The organism is Planctomycetota bacterium, from assembly GCA_035574235.1.
Lineage (GTDB): Bacteria > Planctomycetota > MHYJ01 > MHYJ01 > JACPRB01 > DATLZA01.
Map to the genome: position 1 here is coordinate 1 of DATLZA010000153.1, position 21,032 is coordinate 21,032.

16 protein-coding genes are annotated in these 21,032 nt (G+C 68.4%); 12 read left to right on the forward strand and 4 right to left on the reverse strand.

Features of this window, described 5'->3' with window-relative positions; genetic code table 11:
- A partial coding sequence (locus VNO22_14020; GenBank protein HXG62488.1) for an EAL domain-containing protein occupies window positions 1-2,356 on the forward strand: 2,356 nt, incomplete at its 5' end.
- A 12-nt stretch (window positions 2,357-2,368) separates the two neighbouring features.
- Here the strand turns inward: VNO22_14020 and VNO22_14025 are convergent.
- Complete coding sequence (locus tag VNO22_14025; GenBank protein HXG62489.1) at window positions 2,369-3,316, reverse strand: polysaccharide biosynthesis/export family protein; 948 nt, start codon at window positions 3,314-3,316, stop codon at window positions 2,369-2,371.
- 120 nt (window positions 3,317-3,436) lie between these two features.
- Here VNO22_14025 and VNO22_14030 point away from each other — a divergent pair, with 120 nt between their 5' ends.
- From VNO22_14030 to VNO22_14080, 11 genes are all read left to right on the forward strand, one after another.
- Window positions 3,437-3,664, forward strand: coding sequence for an addiction module protein (locus VNO22_14030; protein HXG62490.1), 228 nt, complete (start codon window positions 3,437-3,439; stop codon window positions 3,662-3,664).
- Window positions 3,661-3,969, forward strand: coding sequence for a type II toxin-antitoxin system RelE/ParE family toxin (locus tag VNO22_14035; GenBank protein HXG62491.1), 309 nt, complete (start codon window positions 3,661-3,663; stop codon window positions 3,967-3,969). Before VNO22_14030 ends, VNO22_14035 begins: the two co-directional genes overlap by 4 nt.
- A 53-nt stretch (window positions 3,970-4,022) precedes the next feature.
- A complete protein-coding gene (locus tag VNO22_14040; protein ID HXG62492.1) occupies window positions 4,023-5,402 on the forward strand; it encodes a hypothetical protein in 1,380 nt (459 codons plus the stop codon).
- A 64-nt stretch (window positions 5,403-5,466) separates the two neighbouring features.
- Window positions 5,467-9,648: a hypothetical protein gene (locus VNO22_14045; GenBank protein HXG62493.1), complete on the forward strand. Its 4,182-nt coding sequence runs from the start codon at window positions 5,467-5,469 to the stop codon at window positions 9,646-9,648.
- A gap of 16 nt (window positions 9,649-9,664) precedes the next feature.
- On the forward strand, window positions 9,665-10,714 hold the full coding sequence (locus VNO22_14050) for a hypothetical protein (protein ID HXG62494.1): 1,050 nt from the start codon (window positions 9,665-9,667) through the stop codon (window positions 10,712-10,714).
- Window positions 10,711-11,166, forward strand: a complete 456-nt coding sequence (locus tag VNO22_14055) for a prepilin-type N-terminal cleavage/methylation domain-containing protein (protein ID HXG62495.1) — start codon at window positions 10,711-10,713, stop codon at window positions 11,164-11,166. Before VNO22_14050 ends, VNO22_14055 begins: the two co-directional genes overlap by 4 nt.
- A gap of 36 nt (window positions 11,167-11,202) precedes the next feature.
- A complete protein-coding gene (locus VNO22_14060) occupies window positions 11,203-11,961 on the forward strand; it encodes a hypothetical protein (GenBank protein ID HXG62496.1) in 759 nt (252 codons plus the stop codon).
- Between the two features lie 5 nt (window positions 11,962-11,966).
- Window positions 11,967-12,752 (forward strand): rRNA adenine dimethyltransferase family protein, encoded by a 786-nt coding sequence (locus VNO22_14065; GenBank protein ID HXG62497.1) that lies wholly within the window; start codon window positions 11,967-11,969, stop codon window positions 12,750-12,752.
- A gap of 74 nt (window positions 12,753-12,826) precedes the next feature.
- Window positions 12,827-14,614, forward strand: coding sequence for a DNA primase (dnaG, locus tag VNO22_14070; protein HXG62498.1), 1,788 nt, complete (start codon window positions 12,827-12,829; stop codon window positions 14,612-14,614).
- A 60-nt stretch (window positions 14,615-14,674) separates the two neighbouring features.
- Window positions 14,675-16,426, forward strand: coding sequence for an RNA polymerase sigma factor RpoD (rpoD, locus tag VNO22_14075; GenBank protein ID HXG62499.1), 1,752 nt, complete (start codon window positions 14,675-14,677; stop codon window positions 16,424-16,426).
- Window positions 16,427-16,533: 107 nt separating this feature from the next.
- A complete protein-coding gene (locus VNO22_14080) occupies window positions 16,534-17,283 on the forward strand; it encodes a hypothetical protein (protein HXG62500.1) in 750 nt (249 codons plus the stop codon).
- Here the strand turns inward: VNO22_14080 and VNO22_14085 are convergent.
- From VNO22_14085 to VNO22_14095, 3 genes are all read right to left on the reverse strand, one after another.
- The gene (locus tag VNO22_14085) at window positions 17,270-17,959 is read right to left on the reverse strand and encodes an STAS domain-containing protein (protein ID HXG62501.1); all 690 of its coding nucleotides are present in this window, start codon (window positions 17,957-17,959) and stop codon (window positions 17,270-17,272) included. The two genes, VNO22_14080 and VNO22_14085, sit on opposite strands and share 14 nt — an antisense overlap.
- A 27-nt stretch (window positions 17,960-17,986) precedes the next feature.
- On the reverse strand, window positions 17,987-19,585 hold the full coding sequence (locus tag VNO22_14090; GenBank protein ID HXG62502.1) for a hypothetical protein: 1,599 nt from the start codon (window positions 19,583-19,585) through the stop codon (window positions 17,987-17,989).
- A 94-nt stretch (window positions 19,586-19,679) separates the two neighbouring features.
- The gene (locus VNO22_14095) at window positions 19,680-20,921 is read right to left on the reverse strand and encodes a hypothetical protein (protein HXG62503.1); all 1,242 of its coding nucleotides are present in this window, start codon (window positions 20,919-20,921) and stop codon (window positions 19,680-19,682) included.
- Window positions 20,922-21,032: the final 111 nt, after the last annotated feature.

Below are 21,032 nucleotides of genomic sequence, written 5' to 3' on the forward strand. Positions count from 1 at the left end.
GGCCCCCGCCGAAGCCGCCGGTCGCACGGACTTCGACTTCTACGCGGCCCCGCAGGCCCGCCTGGCCTTCGAGCGCGAGCAGGAGATCATCCGCACGGGCCAAGGCTACGCCGACGCCGAGGAGCAGATGATCAGCCGCGACGGGCGCGAGGTCTGGTTCTCGGTGACGAAGCTCCCCTTGCGCGACGCGGACGGCCGCATCGTGGGCACCTACGGCGTCTCCCGCGACGTCACCGACCAGAAGCGCCAGAAGGACCGGCTGCGGGAATCCGAAGCGCTCTACCACTCGCTCGTCGACAGCCTGCCGCAGTGCATCTTCCGGAAGGACCTCGAGCTGCGGGTGACGTTCGCGAACAAGCGTCTGTGCGCGGCGCTCGGGCGTCCGCTCGAGGAGATCCTGGGCAAGACCGACTACGACTTTTTTCCCCCGCACCTGGCCCGCAAGTATCAGGAGGACGACCGGCGCGTCATCCGCACGGGGCAGATCTTCGAGACGATCGAGGAGCACCAGGATCCCGGCAAGGAACTCACGTACGTCCACGTCGTCAAGGTGCCGATTCTCGATTCCCGCGGGAACGTGGTGGGCGTGGAAGGCATCTTCTGGGACGAGACGGAGCTCTACCGCGCCCGCCGGCGTCTGGAGGAGAGCGAGCAGCGGTACGCCCTGGCGCTCGAGGGGGCCAACGACGGCATCTGGGACTGGAACCTCGTGACGAACGAGGTCTACTACTCGCGGCGCTGGAAGGAGATGCTGGGCTACCGCGAGGACGAGATCGGCAAGAAGCTCGAAGAGTGGATGAAGCGGGTCCATCCGGACGATCTTCCGGCGCTGCGGGCGGCCATCCACGCGCATCTGTCGGGCCGGACGGCCCACTTCCAGAGCGAGCACCGGGTGCTCCACAAGCAGAAGGCGTACCGCTGGGTGCTCAGCCGCGGTCTGGCCGTGCGCGACGCCGCCGGCAAGCCCGTGCGCATGGCCGGTTCGCAGACCGACATCACGGACCGCAAGCGCGCCGAGGAGGAGCTGACCCACCAGGCCTTCTACGACCCCTTGACGGATCTGCCCAACCGGGCGCTCTTCCTGGACCGCCTGAAGCACGCGATCCGCCGCGCCGGGCGGCGCGGCGAAGGGGAAGCGACCTTCGCGGTCCTCTTCCTCGACGTGGACCGCTTCAAGGACGTCAACGACAGCCTCGGGCACATCGTGGGCGACGAGCTGCTCAAGGCGATGGCGCGGCGGCTGGAAGAAACGGTGCGTCCGGGGGACACGGTGGCCCGCCTGGGGGGCGACGAGTTCGCGATCCTTCTCGAATCCCTTCGCAGCGCGGAGGACGCCCTGGACGTGGCCCACCGGATCCTGGAGAGCCTCCGGAAGCCCTTTTCGATCGCGGACCACGAGGTCTTTGCGACCGCGTCGATCGGGATCGTCCCGGGAACCCTCGAGGGGGGACCCGAGGACCTGCTGCGGGACGCGGACACGGCGATGTACCGGGCCAAGGAGCGCGGCCGCGCGTGCGCGGAGGTCTTCGACCGCGGCATGCACGCCCGGGCGGTGGCGCGCCTGCAGCTGGAAACCGATCTGCGCAAGGCGATCGAGCGCTCCGAGTTCCGGGTGTACTACCAGCCGATCGTGTCGCTGGCCGCCGGACGCGTGGTGGGCTTCGAGGCGCTGGCGCGGTGGCAGCACCCCGAGCGCGGGCTCGTGGGTCCCTCGGAGTTCGTGCCGCTGGCGGAGGAAACCGGGCTCATCATCCCGATCGACCTCTGGGTGCTCGACCAGGCGTGCCGCCAGACGCGGCGATGGCAGGAGCGCTTTCCGTCGGATCCGCCGCTTTCGATCAACGTCAACCTCTCCAGCCGCCATTTCTCCCAGGCGGGGCTGGCCGCCCACGTCGAGGAGATCCTCAAGGAGACCGGGCTCGACCCCTCGAGTCTGCGGCTGGAGATCACCGAGAGCGTGATCCTGGAGGACGTCAAGGCGATCTCGGACATGCTCCAGCGTCTCAAGGGGCTCAAGGTTCAGCTCTACCTCGACGACTTCGGGACCGGCTACTCGTCGCTCGGATATCTCCACCGGTTTCCGATCGACAGCCTCAAGATCCATCACTCCTTCGTGGGACAGCTGGGAAAGGCGGAAGGGCAGGGGGAACTCGTGCGCACGATCACGACCCTGGCGGGGAACCTCCGCATGGGGGTCGTGGCGGAAGGGGTCGAGACGCTCGATCAGGTGCGCACGCTGCGGGAACTGCGCTGCGACCGCGTGCAGGGGTTCCTTTTCTCGCAGCCGCTGCCGCCGGAGGAGGCGGAGCGCCTCATCGGGCGGCCGCTCCTCGGGGACGGAAACGGCCGCGGATAGCGGCGGCGGAGGTCAGAAGATCCCGCGCTCGGGGACCCAGACCACGTCTCCAGGCTGAAGGTCCAGATCCAGCTCGAGCCGTCCGTTGAGGATCGCGTCCAGGTCCACGGCGTATTTCCGGGTTTCCCCCGTGGGCGTCGTCCGCAGCACCATGACGCGCGAGGTGGCGGCGAACTTCGTGTAGCTTCCGGCGTGGCTGACGGCCATGGAGACGGTCATCCGGGCGCCGTTGGGGACCTCGACCTGGCCGGGCTTGTTGACCTGGCCCAGGACGTACGCCACGCGCACGGCCGAAGGGATGACGACGAGATCGTCCGGCCAGAGCTCCAGGTCGGCCTCCGGGTGTCCCTGGGCGAGGAGGCGTTCCACCTGGACGAGGTTGACGTGAAGGACCTCGCGTTCGGCGGGGCCGCGGCGCCGGACGACCTGGACGTACTCCTTGTAGGCGCGGTCGGTGAGCCCTTCGGCGGCGGCGATGGCCTGAAGCAGCGTCAGCCGGGAGGTGGGGAAGACCTCGTAGCCGCCGGGCTTGGTGACGCCCCCCATGACGTAAACCTTCCGGGGGGCGTACTCCTTGACGGTGACGGTGACGGACGGATCGTGCAGGAAGTCTTTTTCGAGGCGCTGCTTGAGGGTCTGCTCCAGCTGCGCGGTGGTTTTTCCGGCGGCCTGGACGGGGCCGATGAGGGGATAGGTGATCTTGCCCTCCTGAGGAATGCGGACTTCGAGCTGGAGGTCGGGCTGGCGGAAGACGCTGATGGCCAGGAGGTCGCCCGGGGCGAGGACGGGGTCCGGGGCGGGGGCGCTGCGCGGAACGGCGGCGGGGGGAGCGTCCGCCGCGGGGGCGGCGGCGAAGGGGGGAACCGGGGTCGGCGGAACGTCGGCGCGGCGCGTTTCCGTTTCGGCGCCGCAGGCGGACACCGCCAGGAGCGCCGCCGCGCAGGCGAAGTGCGTTTTCATGGAAGGCCATGCTACGGATCGGGCGCCGGGCGAGTCAAGGGGGCCGACCGGAACCGTTTGACACCGCGGCCGCGGGGCGGCCCTTCTTGCAACGCCCTTCCTTCGGGATACAATGAAGTCATGGAAGGAGCGGAAAAGATCCTCAAGGAAGCGTCCGATCTGCCCGTCGAAGAACGGGCCTTCCTTGTGGACTCCCTTCTGCGAACGCTGAACCGTCCGGATCCGGGAATCGATCGGCAATGGATCGCCGTTGTCCGTCAACGCCTCGCCGATCTGCGGGGGGGAGGCGTTCGGGCGATTCCCGCCGAAGACGTGTTTGCACGTCTTCGGGACCGCTTCGGGAGATGACCCTCTCGTTTCATCCCGAGGCGGCCGCGGAGCTTGAAGCAGCGACCGCCGCCTACGAGGATCGCGAGCCGGGGCTGGGACTGGACTTTATCCTTGAAGTACAGGCGGCGATCGAACGCATCGTCTCCTTTCCCGAGGCTTGGCCCATCCTGGACGGAGAGGTCCGCCGCTGCCTGGTGCACCGCTTTCCTTTCGGGATTCTCTACGCCTGCGAGGCATCCGGGATTCGTATCCTGGCGGTCATGCATCTCCACCGGGAGCCGGAGTATTGGAAACACCGCCGTGGGCCGACCGGAACCGTTTGACACCGCGGCCGCGGGGCGGTTCCAATAGGAAAGGGCGGCGGAGGGAGATTCGCATGAACATCCTGCCGGCGGCAATCGCGATCCTCGCCTTCCCTTCCGTTCAGGATCCGAAGATCTCCTTCGAAGAAAAGCTCCTGGCGACCATCCCGGACGACGTCCATGTCAGCCGCATCGTCTTCAGCCGGGACGGACGCCACGTGGCCTACCGCGGCATGCGCGGCGGCCGCTTCTTCGTGGCCGTCAACGGCCAGAAAGGCCCCGACTTCGCGGGCGTGAGCGAGGATTTTCTCCTCGCGCCCGACGGCCGGCCCGTCTACCGTGCCTTCAACGGCGCCGCCTGGGTGGTCCAGTTCGGCGCCCAGCAGGTGGGGCCCGCGCTGGCCGCCATCGGCAAGGCCGTCCTCAGCCCCGACGGCAAGAAGGTGGCCTTCGACGGCACCCGCGGGGGCTCGGGCGCCCAGGACAAGACCGCCTGGGCCATGTACGTGGGCGGCCAGAAGCTCGGGACCGACTACTTCGCCTGCGGTCCGCCCCACTTCAGCGCCGACGGATCGGTCGTCGCCCACTCGGTGCGCCTGGGCAAATCCGGCGACGCGAACCGGCCGTTCCATACCGTCCACGCCATGGTCGTGGGCGGCAAGGTCGGCCCCGAATGCGACGAGGTTTCCCATCCGTTCTTCGCCCCCAAGGGCAAGGCCATGGCCTACCGGGCGCGGCACGACGCCACCTGGACGATGGTCGTGGACGGGAAGTCCCAAGGCTCGTATGCGGAGCTGGGCGACCCGGTCTGGAGCCCGGACGGCAAGAGCCTGGCCTACCGCGCGGGCGGGGGCGCGAAGTGGACGGTGGTCGTCAACGGCAAGCCGGGCGAAGAGTACGCGTCCGTGGGCGATCCGGTCTGGAGTCCGGACTCCAAGAAGGTCGCCTTCCGGGCCATGCGCGGACAGGACGGCTTCATCGTCGTGGGAGACAAGGCGCTCGATCCGGCTCCCTACTTGGGCGATCCGACCTTCGGGCCGGACGGAACCGTGGTGGCCTACCCGGCCCGCAACGGCCCGCGCTGGGGACTCGTGGTCGGCGATCGCCGCCTTCCGGCGGACTATGACGTCCTGGAAGATCCCGTCTTCAGCCCGGACGGCAAGCGCGTGGCCTACCGGGCCATGTGGAAGTACAAGTGGATCATTGCGGTGGACGACGGCAAGGGCGAGATCTTCGACGCGGTGGGGGTGCCCGTCTGGAGTCCGGATTCCGCGAAGGTCGCCTACGCCGCCCAGAAGGACGGCAAATGGTACCTTGTGGCGGCCTACCGGCGCCTGGAACCGTTGGACGAGATTCTCACCCCTCCGGTCTGGTCGCCGGACGGCCGTAAGGTGGCCTTCGGGGCGCGCAAGGGGCAGGACCTCTTCTGGAAGGTGCTCCAGGTGCAGGACTAGAAAGGTCCGCGCCGCGCAATTCCCGGGGGAATAAAGGCTCCCGGTTTGTATTCTTTAATAGAGGATGGGTACCGGCGGGAGCACGGCTGGACGCGAACGGGGTCTGGCCCTCGTTCTGGTCCTGACGGTCCTCTTGGCGCTCGCCCTGGTGGCGACCCCCTTCGTCCTGTCGATGCTCCTTCACGAGCAGAGCGGGGCGGCGTCGCGCTTCTTCTCCCAGGCCGACTACGGCGCGGAGGGGGCCCGCAACTACGCCGTCTGGCGGCTCATGGCGAGCCTCGATCCCGTCGAACGGCGCGCCGGGGCCGGAGCCGTCAACACCTATCACTTCGATCCCGCCCAGGAGTTCGACATCCGGCTGACGGACGCCTATCTCCGGCGCCTGGGGATCTCCGATCCGCGCGGGGCCATCTGGGGCCTGACCGTTCAGGACGAGCAGGGCAAGCTCAACGTCCGGAGCGTTCCGGAGCGGGCGCTGGTGACCCTGGCGCAGGCGGTGACCGGCCGGGCGATCTCGAGCCCCCTTCAGTTCGAAACCGCGAGTCTGGCGGCGCCGAAGGATTATCTCACGCAATACTCCGGCCGGGATTCGGCCTGGATCTGCCCGCAGCGGATCCGCGAAGCCGGCGGTCCGGGAACTTCGGGCGCCTTCACGGTGGACAACCTTATGGTGCTGGGCCCGCGCGCGCGGATCCGCGCTTCGAAGCCGGGGCTGCGCCCGTTCGAGGGCCGGATCGCTTCCAACGCGATCCTCGGCAACGCCCCGGCGCCCGCCGGATTCACCACGGACCCGGCCCTTCCGCCCGGTTACGCCGACGGCGTGATCGAAGTCGAGATGCGCCACCCGGTCAATCTGAACACGGCGCGGCGGGAGACCCTGCTGGCGGTCTTCGAGGGGCTGGAGATTCACAACGTTCCTCAGAGCCGCGTGGACCGCGCCTCGGCGGCGCTCCTGGCCAACGCCTTCGTGGATCAGCGGATCGAGCGGCTCGATCAGTTCCTCCTGAAGCTTTCGGGCCTCGGGGGGCTGCGGCCCGAGCAGCGCCTGGCCGTGGCGATCAACGCGGTCTGTCCCACGGCGGCGCTCCTGGCGGGCTCCGGGACCGCGCCGTTCTGCTTCCGGTCGTACGACGTGTACACGGTGGAGGCCTTCGCCGCGGTGAACACGCCCGCGGGAACCGCGGCGGGATGGCGCGGGTTCCGCGAGGTGGCCAGCGTGTCCGCTCCTTCGCTCCTCACGCGGACGGTCGAGAGCGAGTATGACTTCGATCAGATGCTCAACCAGGGGGCGGACCTGGCGACGTACTTCCCCCGCGCGCGCGTCCTGGGAGGGTATCCCTTCGGCAGCCGGATGGTGACCTTCCCGCGGATCCCCGGCCCGGCCGGCGGGGAGCCCGGTCAGCTTTACGGTCCGAGCGACCTGGCGCTCAAGGCCCAGCAGCGGCCCGGTCCCGGCGGGAACGAAGCGTACGTGACGCTGGTGACGTCGCGGGACGAACGGGGCCGCTCCGAGTGGGAAGCCGCGCTTCAGGGCTGGCCGAATCCCCACGCGCGGGACCATTTCGACGCCGCGATCGAGGGACGCCGGCTTCAGGGAACGGCGCTGACCTATCCCTGGGGTCAGGTGTTCGTCACCCAGCCGCCCGCCACCGGCGGGGGCGGAGGGACAGGTCCGGAAGCATTCTTGTCGCCGGCGGGAATGCTTCCGGATGTCGCCGCCGGGGGCTTCGAGCTCTGGGTCCGCTTCGACGGTCCGCCCCCCAACCCCGTCACGATCTTCGATCTGCGCGAACAGGACTTCACCAATCGGATGACGCTCCGGGTCGAGAACAACGAGATCATCTTCACCGTCTGCGACAGCACGATCGGCGCGGCCGACCATCCGATCGACAACGGCGCCGCCGAAGTGCGCCAGCCCTTCACCCCCGAACGGGACACCTGGTACCACCTGGCCGCGTACTGGGAGGGCACCCGGTACGCGGAGCTGGCGCTTCTCGTGGACGGCTTCGCGCACCCGCAGCAGAAGTTCTCGCACGTCAATCCCGAGGGGCAGACCGTCCTCACCCGCCTCACGGGGGCGATGACGGATACCTCCACCTCGATCGGCCTTCAGGACGACAGCTTCCTGCCGCAGAACGTCACGGCTTTCGTGGGCACCGCCGGGGACAGCCCGACCGTGACGCCGCTTCTGGTGGGCGACGAGGTGATGATCTACGACCGCCCGGCCGGGACCCTCGTGCGCGGGGCGCGGGGGACGCGCCCGCAGCCGCATCCGGCCGGGGCGGCCGTCCAGATCTTCGGCTACTCCAGCCGCCTGCGGCGGGGAACCGTCCGGGTGGACGAGAATCCGCCGCGGTACCCGCCCTGCACGTACGACCGGCTGACGGCCGGAGGGGGCGCCGTCGCCTACGGGTTCGGCCCCGATCCCACCGCGACCGTCGCCGGAGACAAACAGGACGCCATGACCGGCGGCTGGTACGTGGACGCCTCGCAGTCGGACATCGGCGTCAACAGTCCGGACATCATGGCCTTCCCCGACCAGGGCTACATCTTCATCGAAAACGAGGTGATTTTTTACACGGGCCGGGACGCGTCGTCGCCGGGCGGAGACCCTTCGGCCAACGCGCGGTTCACGGGCTGCGTCCGCGCCCAGCACGGCACCACCGGCGCGCGGCACGATTCGGGACGGCCCGTCCGCATCTACGCCGTGCCGGTCACGGCGCTCGACGGATATCTTTCGCCCACGATCATCCAGGTGGGGGACGAGTGGTTCGGACCCGTCCAGCGCGATCCGGTGGGGCGTCCCTTCTGGACGTCGTTCGTGGTCAACGACAACGGGACGATGACGCCGCTGCCCCTGCGGCGCGGTCCGGCGGTCTTCGGCACGCCTCTGCAGGCCCACAGTCCCGGCGACCCCGTCCTGCCGACCTTTCTGGTGAGCGACACGAGCCTGTCGCCCACGCGATACAACCTGGGGCGCTACGATCGCGTGACGCTCGTGGATTCCTCCAACTACCGGGAGATGCACCGCGTGCGGCAGGCGGGGCCCCCGGTCGTCTGGTCGAACGCCACGGGGAGCTGGCAGCAGCAGATCTGGACGGGGATGTCCATCCAGGTTTCCGGCGGAGCGGGCCAGATCGCCGCCCTGGAAAATCCGGTGGGGCGCGAATTTCCGGCCGACGAGCTTTACACGCGCGTCCTGAAGTTTCCGTCCGGCGAACTTCTGGGCCTTCAGTGGATTCAGGCGGTCAATCCCTCCTTCACGGTCGGTCCTCTGGGGGAAGCCACGGTGGACGAGGTGAAAGCTTTCGCGTCGCCGAAGCGGGCGCTGCGGCTGGCGGCGGAGGCGTCGACCGACGCGGCGCAGCTGACGCTCGGCGGGCCTCCGATCGCCGAACGGGGCGGGCTTCTCAAGATCGGCGACGAATACGTCGGATACATGCGCGCCCAGGCCGGAGCGGTCACGCCGCTTCGACGCGGATGGCTGGGGTCGAACGCCCAGGTGCACGACGCCGGGGATTCCGTGATGGACCTGTACTTCATCCCCGTCTACGCGCTCCAGGGGGAGGTCGGGGCCACGGATCGGCGGATCCCGGTTCATCCGCGGCGGGGGGGCGGCGCCCTGCGGGATCTGCCGCCGCGGGGGTACGTGCTTCTCGATCAGGAAGTCGTCGGCTACGAATGGATCCAGGGCCAGGAGCTCGTGATGCCGCCCCGATGGGACGGCGTGACCGGACTCTACCGGGGGATGTTCGGAACCGCTCCGGCGTCCCATTCGGCGTCCTCGAGCCTGGCCTATGCGATTCCCTTCCGCTACTTCGACGGCTACAAGCCGCGCGAGTTCGACAACACGATGCCGTACTTCCAGTGGTCCACGCGGATGGACCTGGCGCGGTGGAGCAGTCTCTGGTGGGACCAGGAAGTGCCGCTCAACGACCCGAACGTCGTCGTCCACGCGCTCGTGCGGATCGACGCTCGCGGCGAATTCTGGGACAGCCCGGGGCTTTCGGACCGGACGCTGCTTCTGGATTTCACGGCCCCGCGGACGAAAAATCCGATCAACCGCGTGGGCTATCTCGAGGAGGCGGGGCAGTTCGACGTGAGGTTCCACGTGGAGTATCGTCCCGGGTCGTTCGACGCGACGCAGCCCTGGAACGCCCATTCCTGGAAGCGGGCGCCCAAGATCAAGGAGATCCGGGTGGACTATGACCGCCCGACGCAGACGCTTCACCGCGAAGACCGGTAACGACCTCCGGGGGGGCATGACGCTCGTCGAGCTCCTGGTGGCGTTCGTCATCCTCCTGATGATCATCGGGGCGCTCGTGTCCCTGACGACGCGGAGCCTGGAGAGCTGGACGGAGGGGGAAACCCGGAAGGAACGATACGACCGGGCGCGGACGGTCCTGGACGCGCTCGTGTCCGACCTGCGCAACCTCTACGTGGAAAACGAGATCTTTCTGGACGGCCAGAAGGTGCTCCTGCCGCCGATTCTCGCGTGCGACCTGGATCGGAACCGCGCGCCGCGGCTGCGGTTCGTCCGCTCGGGGCACCCGTCGGTGGTGAAGGTCCCGGGGGGGACGGGTGCCCCGGCTCGGCTCCTGCCGCCGATGTACTACGGAGCCACGTGGGAAATCGCCTACGTCCCCGATCCCGAGCCGGAGCGGGCCGTCCTCTGGCGGGCCGTGCGCCCCTTCGACCGCCAGCCGACGGCGGCGAGCCTGCTGCGCCCGCCGCCGCACTACAACCGCGCGTCGGACGGTTTCGGTTCGCGCTTCGTGCCGGTCGAGTCCGGAGTGCTCTGGGTCGGCTACCGCTTCTGGACGCAGTTCACGACGACGTGGGACGACGCCCATCCGGTGCGCCGCGTGGGGCCGCGCTCGCGGCAGCCTTCCGGGCCCGAGCGGCGGTGGGACTCCTGGCGCCGGGACGACAAGGAGTTCTTCTTCCACCGCCGGGCCTTCGATCCGACCAATCCGGACTTCGTCTACCCGGAGATCGTGGCGATCTCGGTCACGGTCGAAGGAGCGGGGCCGGAGACGCACGGGGTGAGGCTTCTGGAATCCTGCGACGAGCGCTCGAGCGTTCTGCGGCTGACGCACACGCAGGGACTGCCGGATCCGCCGTCCTTCGTGAAGATCGGGGCCGAGTGGATCGAGTACGCGGGGAAGACCTCGACGGAGCTGACGGGGCTGCGGCGGGGGCGCCGGGACACCGCGGCCGCGCCGCATCCGGCCGGGGCGGCCGTGCGGTTCGGAGAGACGTTCACCACGGAGGTGCGCCTGCCGGTCTATCGGGAGGCGCAGGAGCCATGAGGCGCCGGGGGGACGGATTCACGCTCCTGGAGGTCCTGATCGCGATCTCGATTCTCGTGCTCGGGGTCGCCTCGATTCTGCCGCTTTACGCGGTGGGGTCGGCGTCTCACCGGCGGGGGATGGACCAGGCGCAGGTGGCGTGGCTGGCGCCCCGGATCGCCGCGCGGCTCCAGGAGCGCCTGGTGGATCTGAACCCCAAGGACGTCCAGGGGTACGTGAAGCTTCTCGAGGACGGCGGAATCCTGGTGGACGACGCGGACGGACGCCTGAGCCAGGACCCCGCGGCCGCGTATTCCTTCCGCGCTTCCTTCGAGCCGATGATGCAGGTCGGGGACGCCCGGGATCCGATGCCGGCGGCGGCCTTTCTGCTCCGGGTCGAGATCCGCTGGCGGGACGGGCAGGAGCTTCTGGAGAAGTACGAGACGGTGGTGCTCCGGAAGCTCCTTCGTTGACGCCGCCGGGCGCCCGTGACAGAATGGCGGCCCGTCATGAAGAAGCGCGCGGCATGGGCGGCGTTCTGGGCGCTCCTGGCGGCTCCCGCCTGGGCGCTTCAGCAGGAGCGCGTGCCCGAGTCGGAGCCCGCCCGGCTCCCCGTGCGGTCCGCTCCTCCGGCGCGGCCCGAGGGGCTGTTCCTCAACTTCCTTCCGGCCGCCTTTCGGGGCGCCGCCGTTTTCGGCGGAGGGCTTTCGACGGGCCGGTTGCGCATGGATGTTCCCTTCGCGCTCGAGGTGGAAAGCGACGGCGTTCATCCGCCCGCCGAGTCCCGCCTGGAGTTCACCCGGATGGAATTCGACGCTCCCCTGGGGGGGATCGTGTTCGACTTCGATCTCGTGCGCGTCTCGGGACTTTTCTATCAGGGGCGGTGGGACGGCGAGGGGGTGCTGACCGAAAGCGACGGCGTGCGGCCCCCGGAGAGCCGGCCGGTCGATCTCGAGGGCGACGTCTACGGGCTCCGGGCGGCGGTGGAATGGCCCCTGGTGCGGTACCGGTCGGAGGGATTCGAGGCGTCGCTGGGGCCGGAATTCGGGCTCTTGTGGGTGCATCAGGAGCTGGAGCCGATTCCGGGCGCGGTGCGGCAGTTCGACGAGGATCCGGATCACATGGTGGGATCGCTGGGGCCGCGCCTGCGGGTGAAGGCGGTGCTGGGCGGCCTGGAGCTGTTCGCCGAGGGTTCGGCGGCCTACTGGTTCGACTCCCTGAAAGGCCGGGCGGTCGAGGCGGCGGTGGGGATCGGCTGGCGGCGCTGACGGGGATGAAGGGGGGCCGCGCCGCGTTCGTGGCGCTTCTTCGGGAGCGGGGGATCCGGCCGCGCCGGGCGCTGGGGCAGAATTTCCTTCTGGACGTCAATTTCCTGGAGGCGCTCGCGCGGGACTCCGGGGCCGGTCCGTCCGACGGGGTGATCGAGATCGGCTGCGGGCCGGGCAATCTGACCGAACGACTGGCCGAACGGGCCGGTCGGGTCTGGGCGTTCGAAAAGGATCCACGGCTGGCGGCCCTGGCGCGGGAGCTTCTGGCGGATCGGGCGAACGTCACGGTTCTCGAAGCGGACGGGGCCGATTTCGAGGCGCACGTGGATGCCGCGGCGTGTCCGCGCTGGCGGGTGGTCTCCAATCTTCCGTATTCCGACTGGAAGCGGCTGCTCCTGGCGGCGCTTTCGGCGCGCCGGCCGGTGGAATCCTACACGTTCATGGTCCAGGAAGACGTCTACGACCGCCTGCGGGCGCGGCCGGGGACGAAGCGGTACGGTCCGGTGCCCGCGCTCCTTCAGGCGACCTGCGACCTTCGATTCCTCCGGCGGGCGGGAAAGGAGCTTTTCTGGCCCGCGCCGCGGGTGGATTCGGCGGTGGTGGAAGTCCGGCGGAGAGAGGCGGGGCTGGACTATGCGGCGCTGGAGCGGCGTTTGAGGGATCTTTTCGCGCAGCGGCGCAAGAAATCCCGGGCGGCGGGGGGGCGGCGGGTGGAGGAGCTTTCTCCGCCGGAGCTTCTGGCCCTGGCGCGCGAGTCGGCTAACGCCGGAGGGGCGGAATCGTCTAAATAGGGGCGTTTCCGGCATGTAGTGCTTGACACGGCCCCGGGCGGAACTATGCTTTTTCAGTCTCGCGGGAGGGGCGTTTGGCGCTGATCGCGGACGAGACGATCCTTGAGATCAAGCGGGCCGTCGATATCGTCGAGATCGTCTCCGGCTATTTTCCGCTCAAGCGGGCCGGGTCCAACTACAAGGCGCTCTGTCCGTTTCACGACGAAAAGACCCCTTCCTTCAACGTCAACCCCGAGCGGCAGATCTTCATCTGTTTCGGTTGCGGCAAGAAGGGCGACGTGATCACGTTCGTCATGGAGCAGGAGCGGGTGGACTATCCGGAGGCGATCCGGATTCTCGCGGACAAGGCGGGGGTGCGGATCCGGTACCGGGACGGAAGCGGTCCGGAGGGGGTGGGCCGGGAGGATCTCTACCGGGTGAACGAATGGGCGGCGGGGGTGTTCCGCGCTCTTCTCAAAACGGCGCCGGAGGCCGGGGAAGCCCGGGCGTTCCTGGAACGCCGGGGGGTGAAGGAGGAGACGGCGGAACTCTTCCGGCTGGGGTTTTCGATGCCGGCGTGGGAGGACCTTCTCGGCCGGGCCCGGCGGGCGGGGTTTTCGGAAGAGCTTCTGGTGGCGGCGGGACTGGCGGTTCCCCGGGAGGGGCGGGGAGGCTGCTACGACCGGTTCCGCGGGCGGGTGATGTTTCCGATCACGGCTCCGCAGGGGCGGGTGGTGGGCTTCGGGGCGCGGACGCTGGGAGAGGAGCAGCCCAAGTTTCTCAACTCTCCGGAGACGGCGGTCTTCTCGAAGGGCCGGGGGTTCTACGGGCTCTCGTGGGCGCGGGAGGAACTGGAGCGGACGCGGACGGTCTACATCGTGGAGGGCTATCTCGACGTCGTCGTTCCGTACCAGGCGGGGGTCCGGGGGCTGGTGGCGACGCTGGGGACGGCGCTGACGCGGGACCATTTGAAGGTGCTGCGGCGCTACGCGGACAAGGTGGTCCTGGTCTTCGATGCGGACGCGGCGGGGCAGAAGGCGAGCGAGCGGGGGCTGGATCTTTTGCTCTCGGAGAACATGGACGTTTTCGTGGCTGAGCTTCCCGCGGGGATGGATCCGGACGACGTGGTGCTCAAGCACGGTCCGGAACGGCTGCGGGAGTGTCTGGAGCGGCCGAGGGAGATTTTCGATTTCCTGATGGCGGCGCTTTCGGCGCGGCACGGGGAGGGGACGCCGGCGGCGAAGGCCCGGATCGTGGAGGAGATGATCGAGCGCCTGGGGCGGATTCCGGACCCGGTCAAGCGGGAGCTTCTGCTTCAGGCCCTGGCGGCGCGGTTCGGGCTGGAGGAGCGGACGCTGCGGGCGCGGCTGGAGCGGGCCGCGGCGGACGCGGAGTCCCGGGCGGGAGAAGGAGGAGATCGCGGGCCGGCGCCGGAGGGGGCGGAGCCGCCCGCCGCGCGGGCGGCGCGGGAGGCGCTGGCGTGCGCCCTGGCGGACCCCGGTTGCGCGGCGCGCCTGCGTCACGAGGTGCCGCCGGAGCGCTATCCCACGGAAACCCTGCGGAAGCTGGCGGAGGCGGCGTATGCGCTTTTCGACCGGACGGAAGCGATGGAAGGCCGGGAGCTTCTGGCGGCGCTTCGGGAGCCGGCCCTGATCGAGGAGGCCGCGGGGATTCTGGCGATCGAGGTGACGCGGGAGACGGCCCCGGGGCGGTTCCGGGGGGCCCGGGAGGCGCTCGAGCGGGAATTCTTCCTGGAAGAATCCCGGAGGCTGCGGGCGCGTTTAAGGAATGCGACGCCCGAGGAAGAGGTCGAGCTGCTCCGCCGGGTCATGGAGGCCCGACGGGCGCGTCCTCGGGATCACGGGCTTTTTCCGGGACGCTAGGCAGGAGGCAGGCCCATTTCCCCTTCGAGCGAAAGATACCCGCCGGAGGCGGGACCGGACGTGGAGGACGGCGACGTCGTGGCATCGGAGCGTAGATTCGAACCGCTGGCGGACGACATGAACGAGAAGCTCAGCCCGGAGGTCCGGAACCTCATCGAGGAAGGCAAGAAGCGCGGGTTCGTCACGTACGACGAGCTCAACAAGGTCCTTCCGGACGACATGGTCTCTCCCGACAAGCTCGACATGATCCTCCAGATGATGGACGACCTGGGGATCGAGATGGTGGAGACCGCGGCCGAGGGAGAGAAGGAGGCCTCGTACGACGACGAGGAGGAGCGCGAGTTCGAGGAGCCTCAGGAATTCGAGCCCAAGCGGGGCTCCGTCTCGGAGAAGATCGACGACCCCGTGCGGATGTACCTGACGCAGATGGGGGAGATCCCGCTTCTTTCGCGGGAGGACGAGCTGCGTCTGGCCAAGCGGATCGAGATCACGCGCAAGCGTTTCCGCACGAAGGTCCTGGAGTCCCCGCTGGCCGTGATCGAGGCCATCCAGATCCTCGAGGACGTCAAAAACGGCGAGCTCGCGTTCGACCGGACGCTCAAGGCGGACAGCGCGATCGACGTCTCGAAGTTCGAGGTGCTCGACCGGCTCCCGCAGGTGATCGACCGCCTGCGGCAGCTCGTGTTCGACGCGCACGAGTGCTACGACAAGATCCTGCATCAGCGGCTGACGGCCAAGCAGCGGGCGCGCCTCCAGCGCCGGCTCCGCGAGGACCAGCGCAAGTGCGTGGTCATGCTCGAGGAGATGAACATTCAGTCCAAGAAGATCAAGCCGATGATGGAGAAGCTGGAGGTGCTCTCCCGCCGGATGGACGAGATCGCCCACGAGATCGAGGAGATCAAGGCGGGGCGGGGCCACCGGATGCGGCTGCCGGCGCTCAAGAAGGAGCTCGACCAGTGCATGATGCAGGCGCTGGAGTCGCCGGACGAGCTGCGCGCCCGCGTGCGGGAGATCCGGGAGCGCTTCGAGGACTACGAGAAGACGAAGCGGAAGCTCTCCAGCGGGAACCTGCGGCTCGTCGTCTCGATCGGCAAGAAGTACCGCAACCGGGGCCTTTCGTTCCTGGATCTCATCCAGGAGGGGAACACCGGCCTCATGAAGGCCGTGGAGAAGTACGAGTACCGCCGGGGCTACAAGTTCTCGACGTACGCCACGTGGTGGATCCGGCAGGCGATCACGCGGGCGATCGCCGACCAGGCGCGGACGATCCGCATTCCGGTCCACATGATCGAGACGATGACGAAGCTGCGCAACGTGGCCAAGAAGCTCGCGCAGCGGCAGGGCCGGGAGCCGTCGCTGGAGGAGATCGCCAACGAGTCCCAGATCTCGCTCGAGGAGACCAAGCGGGTGCTCAAGATCGCCAAGCACCCGATTTCGCTCGACCGGCCGATCGGCGAGGGGGACGATTCCTATTTCGGCGACTTCATCGAGGACGAAAGCGCCGAGAGCCCCGTGGCGGCCGCGACGCACGAGATGCTCAAGGAGAAGATCGAGACGGTGCTTCAGACGCTCTCGTTCCGCGAGCGGGAGATCATCAAGCTGCGGTACGGGATCGGGACGGGGTACACGTACACCCTCGAGGAGGTGGGGAGGATCTTCAAGGTGACCCGGGAGCGCGTGCGGCAGATCGAGGCCAAGGCGATCCGCAAGCTTCAGCACCCGATCCGCTCGCGGAAGCTCGAAGGGTTCCTGGAAGGGCTCTTTCCCCGGCGGGCCGGCGAGGAAGTCCGGGACGGCGCGGAGCGGGAGTGAGGAATCCGCCGCCGCCGGAATCGGATCGGAAATCGCGGGGCTTCTTGCCTCCGCGGCGCGGATGTGTATGATGGGGGAGCCTTGAGACCCGCGATGGAAACGACCGGATGGCTTCGCGCAAGATCGACGCTCTGATTCCGCTCCAGGAGCTGGATCTCCAGATCCATCGTCTCAGGGTCCAGCGCGCCGAAAAGCCCCGCCCGCTCGCCGCCTCGGAAGAAAAGCTCGCCCACGCCCGCCGGAATCTCGAGGCGCTGCAGGCCGAAATCAAGGCCCTGAAGCTCGAAGGTCAGAAGCGCGAGCACGCCGTCAAGGAGTACGACGAGAAGATCGCCAAGCTCCAGGCCCAGGCCCTCCAGGCGCGCAAGAACGACGAATATCAGGCCTTCCAGAAGGAAATCTCCGGCGTCAAGGCCGACAAGGGACGCGTGGAGGACGGCCTGCTGGACATCTACATGCAGATCGACGAGAAGGCCAAGCTCGAGAAGGTCCGGCAGGAGGAGCTGCGCCAGGCCGAGTCCGAGCACGCCGCCGCCCGCAAGAAGGTCGAGGGGGAGATCGAGGAGCTCGACCGCCAGATCGAGGAGCTGCTCTCGCGCCGGCAGGGGGTGACCTCCGCCGTGGAGAAGGACGTGCTGCGGCTCTACGAGCGGATTCTCGAAGCCAAGGAGGACGGGACGGCGCTGGCGGCGGTCGGGAAGTACGAGGTCGTGGAGGAGGAGGGGAAGGTCACCTACTGGCAGTGCGAGGGGTGCGGCGTGGGCCTCAACATGCAGGACGTCAACCTTCTCATGATCGGCAAGGATCTTCAGACCTGCCGCAACTGCTCCCGGATTCTCTTCCTCAAGCCCCAGTAGCCCCCGGTCGGCATCCCGCCGGATAGAAGGCCAGCCTCACGTCGGCCACGCGGAAGACGTCCCGCGCGCGCAGCGGCTCGTCCGTCACGCGGCGATTCCCGATCCAGGTTCCGAAACGGGTGCCCAGGTCCTTGAGGAAACAGGCGTCCCCGTTGCGGTACACCTCGGCGTGACGCGGATCCGCCTCGGGGTGCCGCACCACGATCGTGCAGCGGGGATCGCTGCCCACCCGGAGGGACGTTCCGACGATGGGGAATTCGACGCCCTCCTCGGGCCCGTCGAGGGGCACCACCCGCGGCGACCGCTCCAGCCGCCCCGCCTGCGTGCGCAGGTAGGCGCGGGCGGCTTCCGCGCCGGCCTCGAAGCGGAAGTAGCTCTGCATGCCGAGATTGTTGAAGATCACCTTGACCTTGGGCTGGACGTCCACGAGCACCAGCGCCCCGCCGCGGCGCTCGAGGGTCGCCGCCAGGTCCATGAGATAGCCGAAGCCGGCGCTCGTCACGTAGGAGACGTTTCCCATGTGGATCGAGACGAACGTGGTGCGGGCGTCCAGAACGCGGTCCAGCCGCTCCTTGAGGAGCGCGGCGTTGGAGGCGTGGACGCCGCCCTCGACGAGGATTTCCAGCGAGCGCGGCAGGTCCAGGATGGGCGAGGCGCGAAGGACGAGCTCGGGCATACCCGAATTCTATCCCGGGTCCCGGGATCAGGGGAGGACCCTCGACGGATCCGCCTTGGGAACGAGGCGCCGGCCCAGACCCAGGCAGCTCCGGCACGCCCAGAGGACGTTCCGGAAGATCCAGCCCCGCCCCTCGCAGGCGGTGCAGGGCAGCTCCGTGCAGATCTCCTCCATCTCGGGGGGAGGCTTCGGGGCCTCGCACTGGCGGCAGTCGATGTACCCGTCGCGGCACTTCTCGCAGCGGACGAGCCTCTCGACGCCGGTGCTCTTGCAGGGCGGGCAGTTGTCCAGCTGGAAGCCCACCTTGTTGATCATGCGTCCGCTGCCCTTGCAGGCCTTGCAGACGAACTTGATCTCCTTCTTGCCGTGGCAGTTCGTGCAGCGGAGGCGACCCTCGCCGCCGCAGACGGAGCAGTTCGCGGCGGCGCGGATCGACTTGACGAGCGCCGCCAGGTGCTCCCGCACGGCCGCCTCGGGCGCCCGGATGGACTGGAAGGCCTCCGCCGGACGCTCGAACCCCCGCTTCTTCTGATGAATCATTCGGAGCATCGCATAGGCCCAGACGTAGCGCACGAGGGGCGTGTCCACGGCGCGGTGCTCCTTAAGCCAGGCCAGCACGGCCAGGTCGAAGTCCCCGGCCGCGATCCAGCCCTGCAGGTCGCGCACGACGTGGCCTTCGGGGGTCCCCGGGATTCCGTTGCGGACGACGAGCCCCAGGATCTGGGCGGCCCGGTCGGTGTCGGGAGTGCGGGGCGCGTGGCCCAGATGCCCGGCGCCGAAAAGGGAGAGCGCCTCGGCCGCCGAGGAGGCGCCGGATTTCCGCAGCGCCGCGATCTGCTCGGCCAGGAACGCCACCGCGTTCTGGTGGAGCGCCGGCGTGAGCTTGAGAGGATCCCGCATCCAGGGCTGGGAGAAGTAAAGCTGGAGCTTTTCGAGGGAGGCGCCCTGGAGATCCCACTCGCGGTCGCTGCGGGAGAGGAAAAGCATCGCGGCCGTGGCCAGCTCGTAAATCTCCGGGTGGCGCGCGCGCTGGACGCGGAAAGCCTCCCGGGCGGCGAGCCGTTTGGCGTCGTCGGCCCGCTGGGCGGGGTTCAGGAGAACGCCGAAGGCTTCCTCCAGGGGGGGCGTTCCGGGAGGCGCCGGATCCGGGCGCGGCGCCGGCGCGGGCGTCTCCGGGCGGCGCGCGATCTCGCTGCCCAGACGGTCCCGGCAGAGACGCATGAGCTGCATGATGAGCATGAGCTTCTTTCCGAGAGCGTCGTTCTCGGGGAAGAGATCGACGACGCCCGCGTAAAGCTCGCGCGCCTGGGTCACCTTGGCGATGGCTTCCCGGATCCTGGGCTGCTGCTCGGCCACGGAGGAGAGGGCCATCGCCGCTTCGAAGTCTTTCTTGGCGGCTTCGTAAAGCTCGTCGGCGTTTCCGAGGAGTTCCCGGGGATCCTTGACGATCTTCTCGACCTCCTCCTTGAGAAAGGTCCGCAGGCCCGCGTCGGTGGCGACTTCGTAATGAGTCCCCTTGTCGGCCACGCGGCCGGCCACGCGGCCGCCGTCCTTGAGGACCACCACGTCCGCCGCCAGCGGAAGGGCCCCCAGGAGGAAAGACAGGATCAGAACGCCCCGGCGCATTCGATACCCTCCCCGGATGAGGAACCGCAGACGCAAATTCAACACGTTAGACGCGCGGTGCGCGGCGAAGTTTGCGAAAAAAAGCGCGGAGATTTCACTTCTTCGGCTCGACACGGGGAGTCATGACGTCCCCCACGGGAGCCGTGCCGCGGCGCAGGAAAAGAAGCGCGTAGCAGGTATCCAGGACGTCCGTCGGAGGGATGTCGTCCCCGTTGTCCCACCGCCCGTCGGCCTGCTGTCCCTTCAGGAGAACTTCCGCCCCTTCCCGATACCACCAATGAGAACCCAGCTTCTCGTAAAGGCCCAGGGTTCCGACGCGCTCGAGGCCGTAGAGGAAGTAATAATGGCGCGCCTTGCCGAGGCCCGGGTTCTCGGTCACCGACCAGTTCCGGACGAGCCAGGCGAATCCGTCGTAAATCGCGCGGTCCACGGACTCGGAAGCCTTCTTGCCGAGCTGCTTGCCGAGGATGGACTTGGCGATGATGAGGCTTCCCACTCCGGCGGAGGTCATCGAACCCGTCACGCGCTCTTCCTCGGGCCGGCCGCCTTTGGCGATGTAAGCCCAGCCACGCGCGCGATCCTCGCCGGACGGAGCGTAGACGCTTCGCTCGCCCGCCTTGAAGTCCGGAGACCGGTCGAGCTTGGGGCCGTCCTTTTCCTGGGAGGAGATGATGAAATTCATGGCGCGAAGGACCGCCCCGGGATCCACGGCGACCTTCATGCGCGTGGCGCTTTTGAGGCCGAAAAGAACGATCTGGGTGGCGGAGATGTCCTCGTCGCTTCCGACGTGCCCGAGCGGCTTGCCGTACCGCCAGCCGCCCTTTTCCGTCTGCTCTTCCAGGAGGGCGCGGACGATGCCCGACAGGAAGGCCAGATTCTGGGGGGAGGGCGTGTATTTGGGCTCCTTGAAGTCGCCGACCCGCTCGGAAAGTTTCAGGCCCTTCTTCTTCATAAGGTCGGCCTGGGCGGATTCGTGGAGCGCCTCGAACGCCATGAGGATCGCGGCCCGGTCGTAGTGGGTGATGATGTTGCCCCGCTGGCCGGCGTACTCCTTGAGGAAGGCAAAGCCCTTTTCGATCACCGGATCGTTGTGGGGCACGTCGCTCTTGAGGAGCGCCAGGAGCGAGAACGCCGCGAGGCCGGGTTTGTTGTGATAGCCCACCTTGCCGGGTTCGTAGGTGCGGCCGCCGCTGGATTCGCCGAAGTGGCCTTCGGGCTTCTGCTGCGCCTTGAGCCAGTCCACGCCCCGGCTGATGGCCTCATCCACTTTCTTGAGGAATTCGGCCGGCGTATCCTGCGAGGGCGAAAGAAGCAGACAGAAGGCGAGAGCGCTCATGGAAAGGACCTCCGGTTCTCCACACCTGTCGTTCCCGCTCCCGCCGGGAGTGTTCCGCCTTTCCCGGGGCTCGCCCCCCCGAGGACGCCTAGATTATCCGTTCGGGCCTCG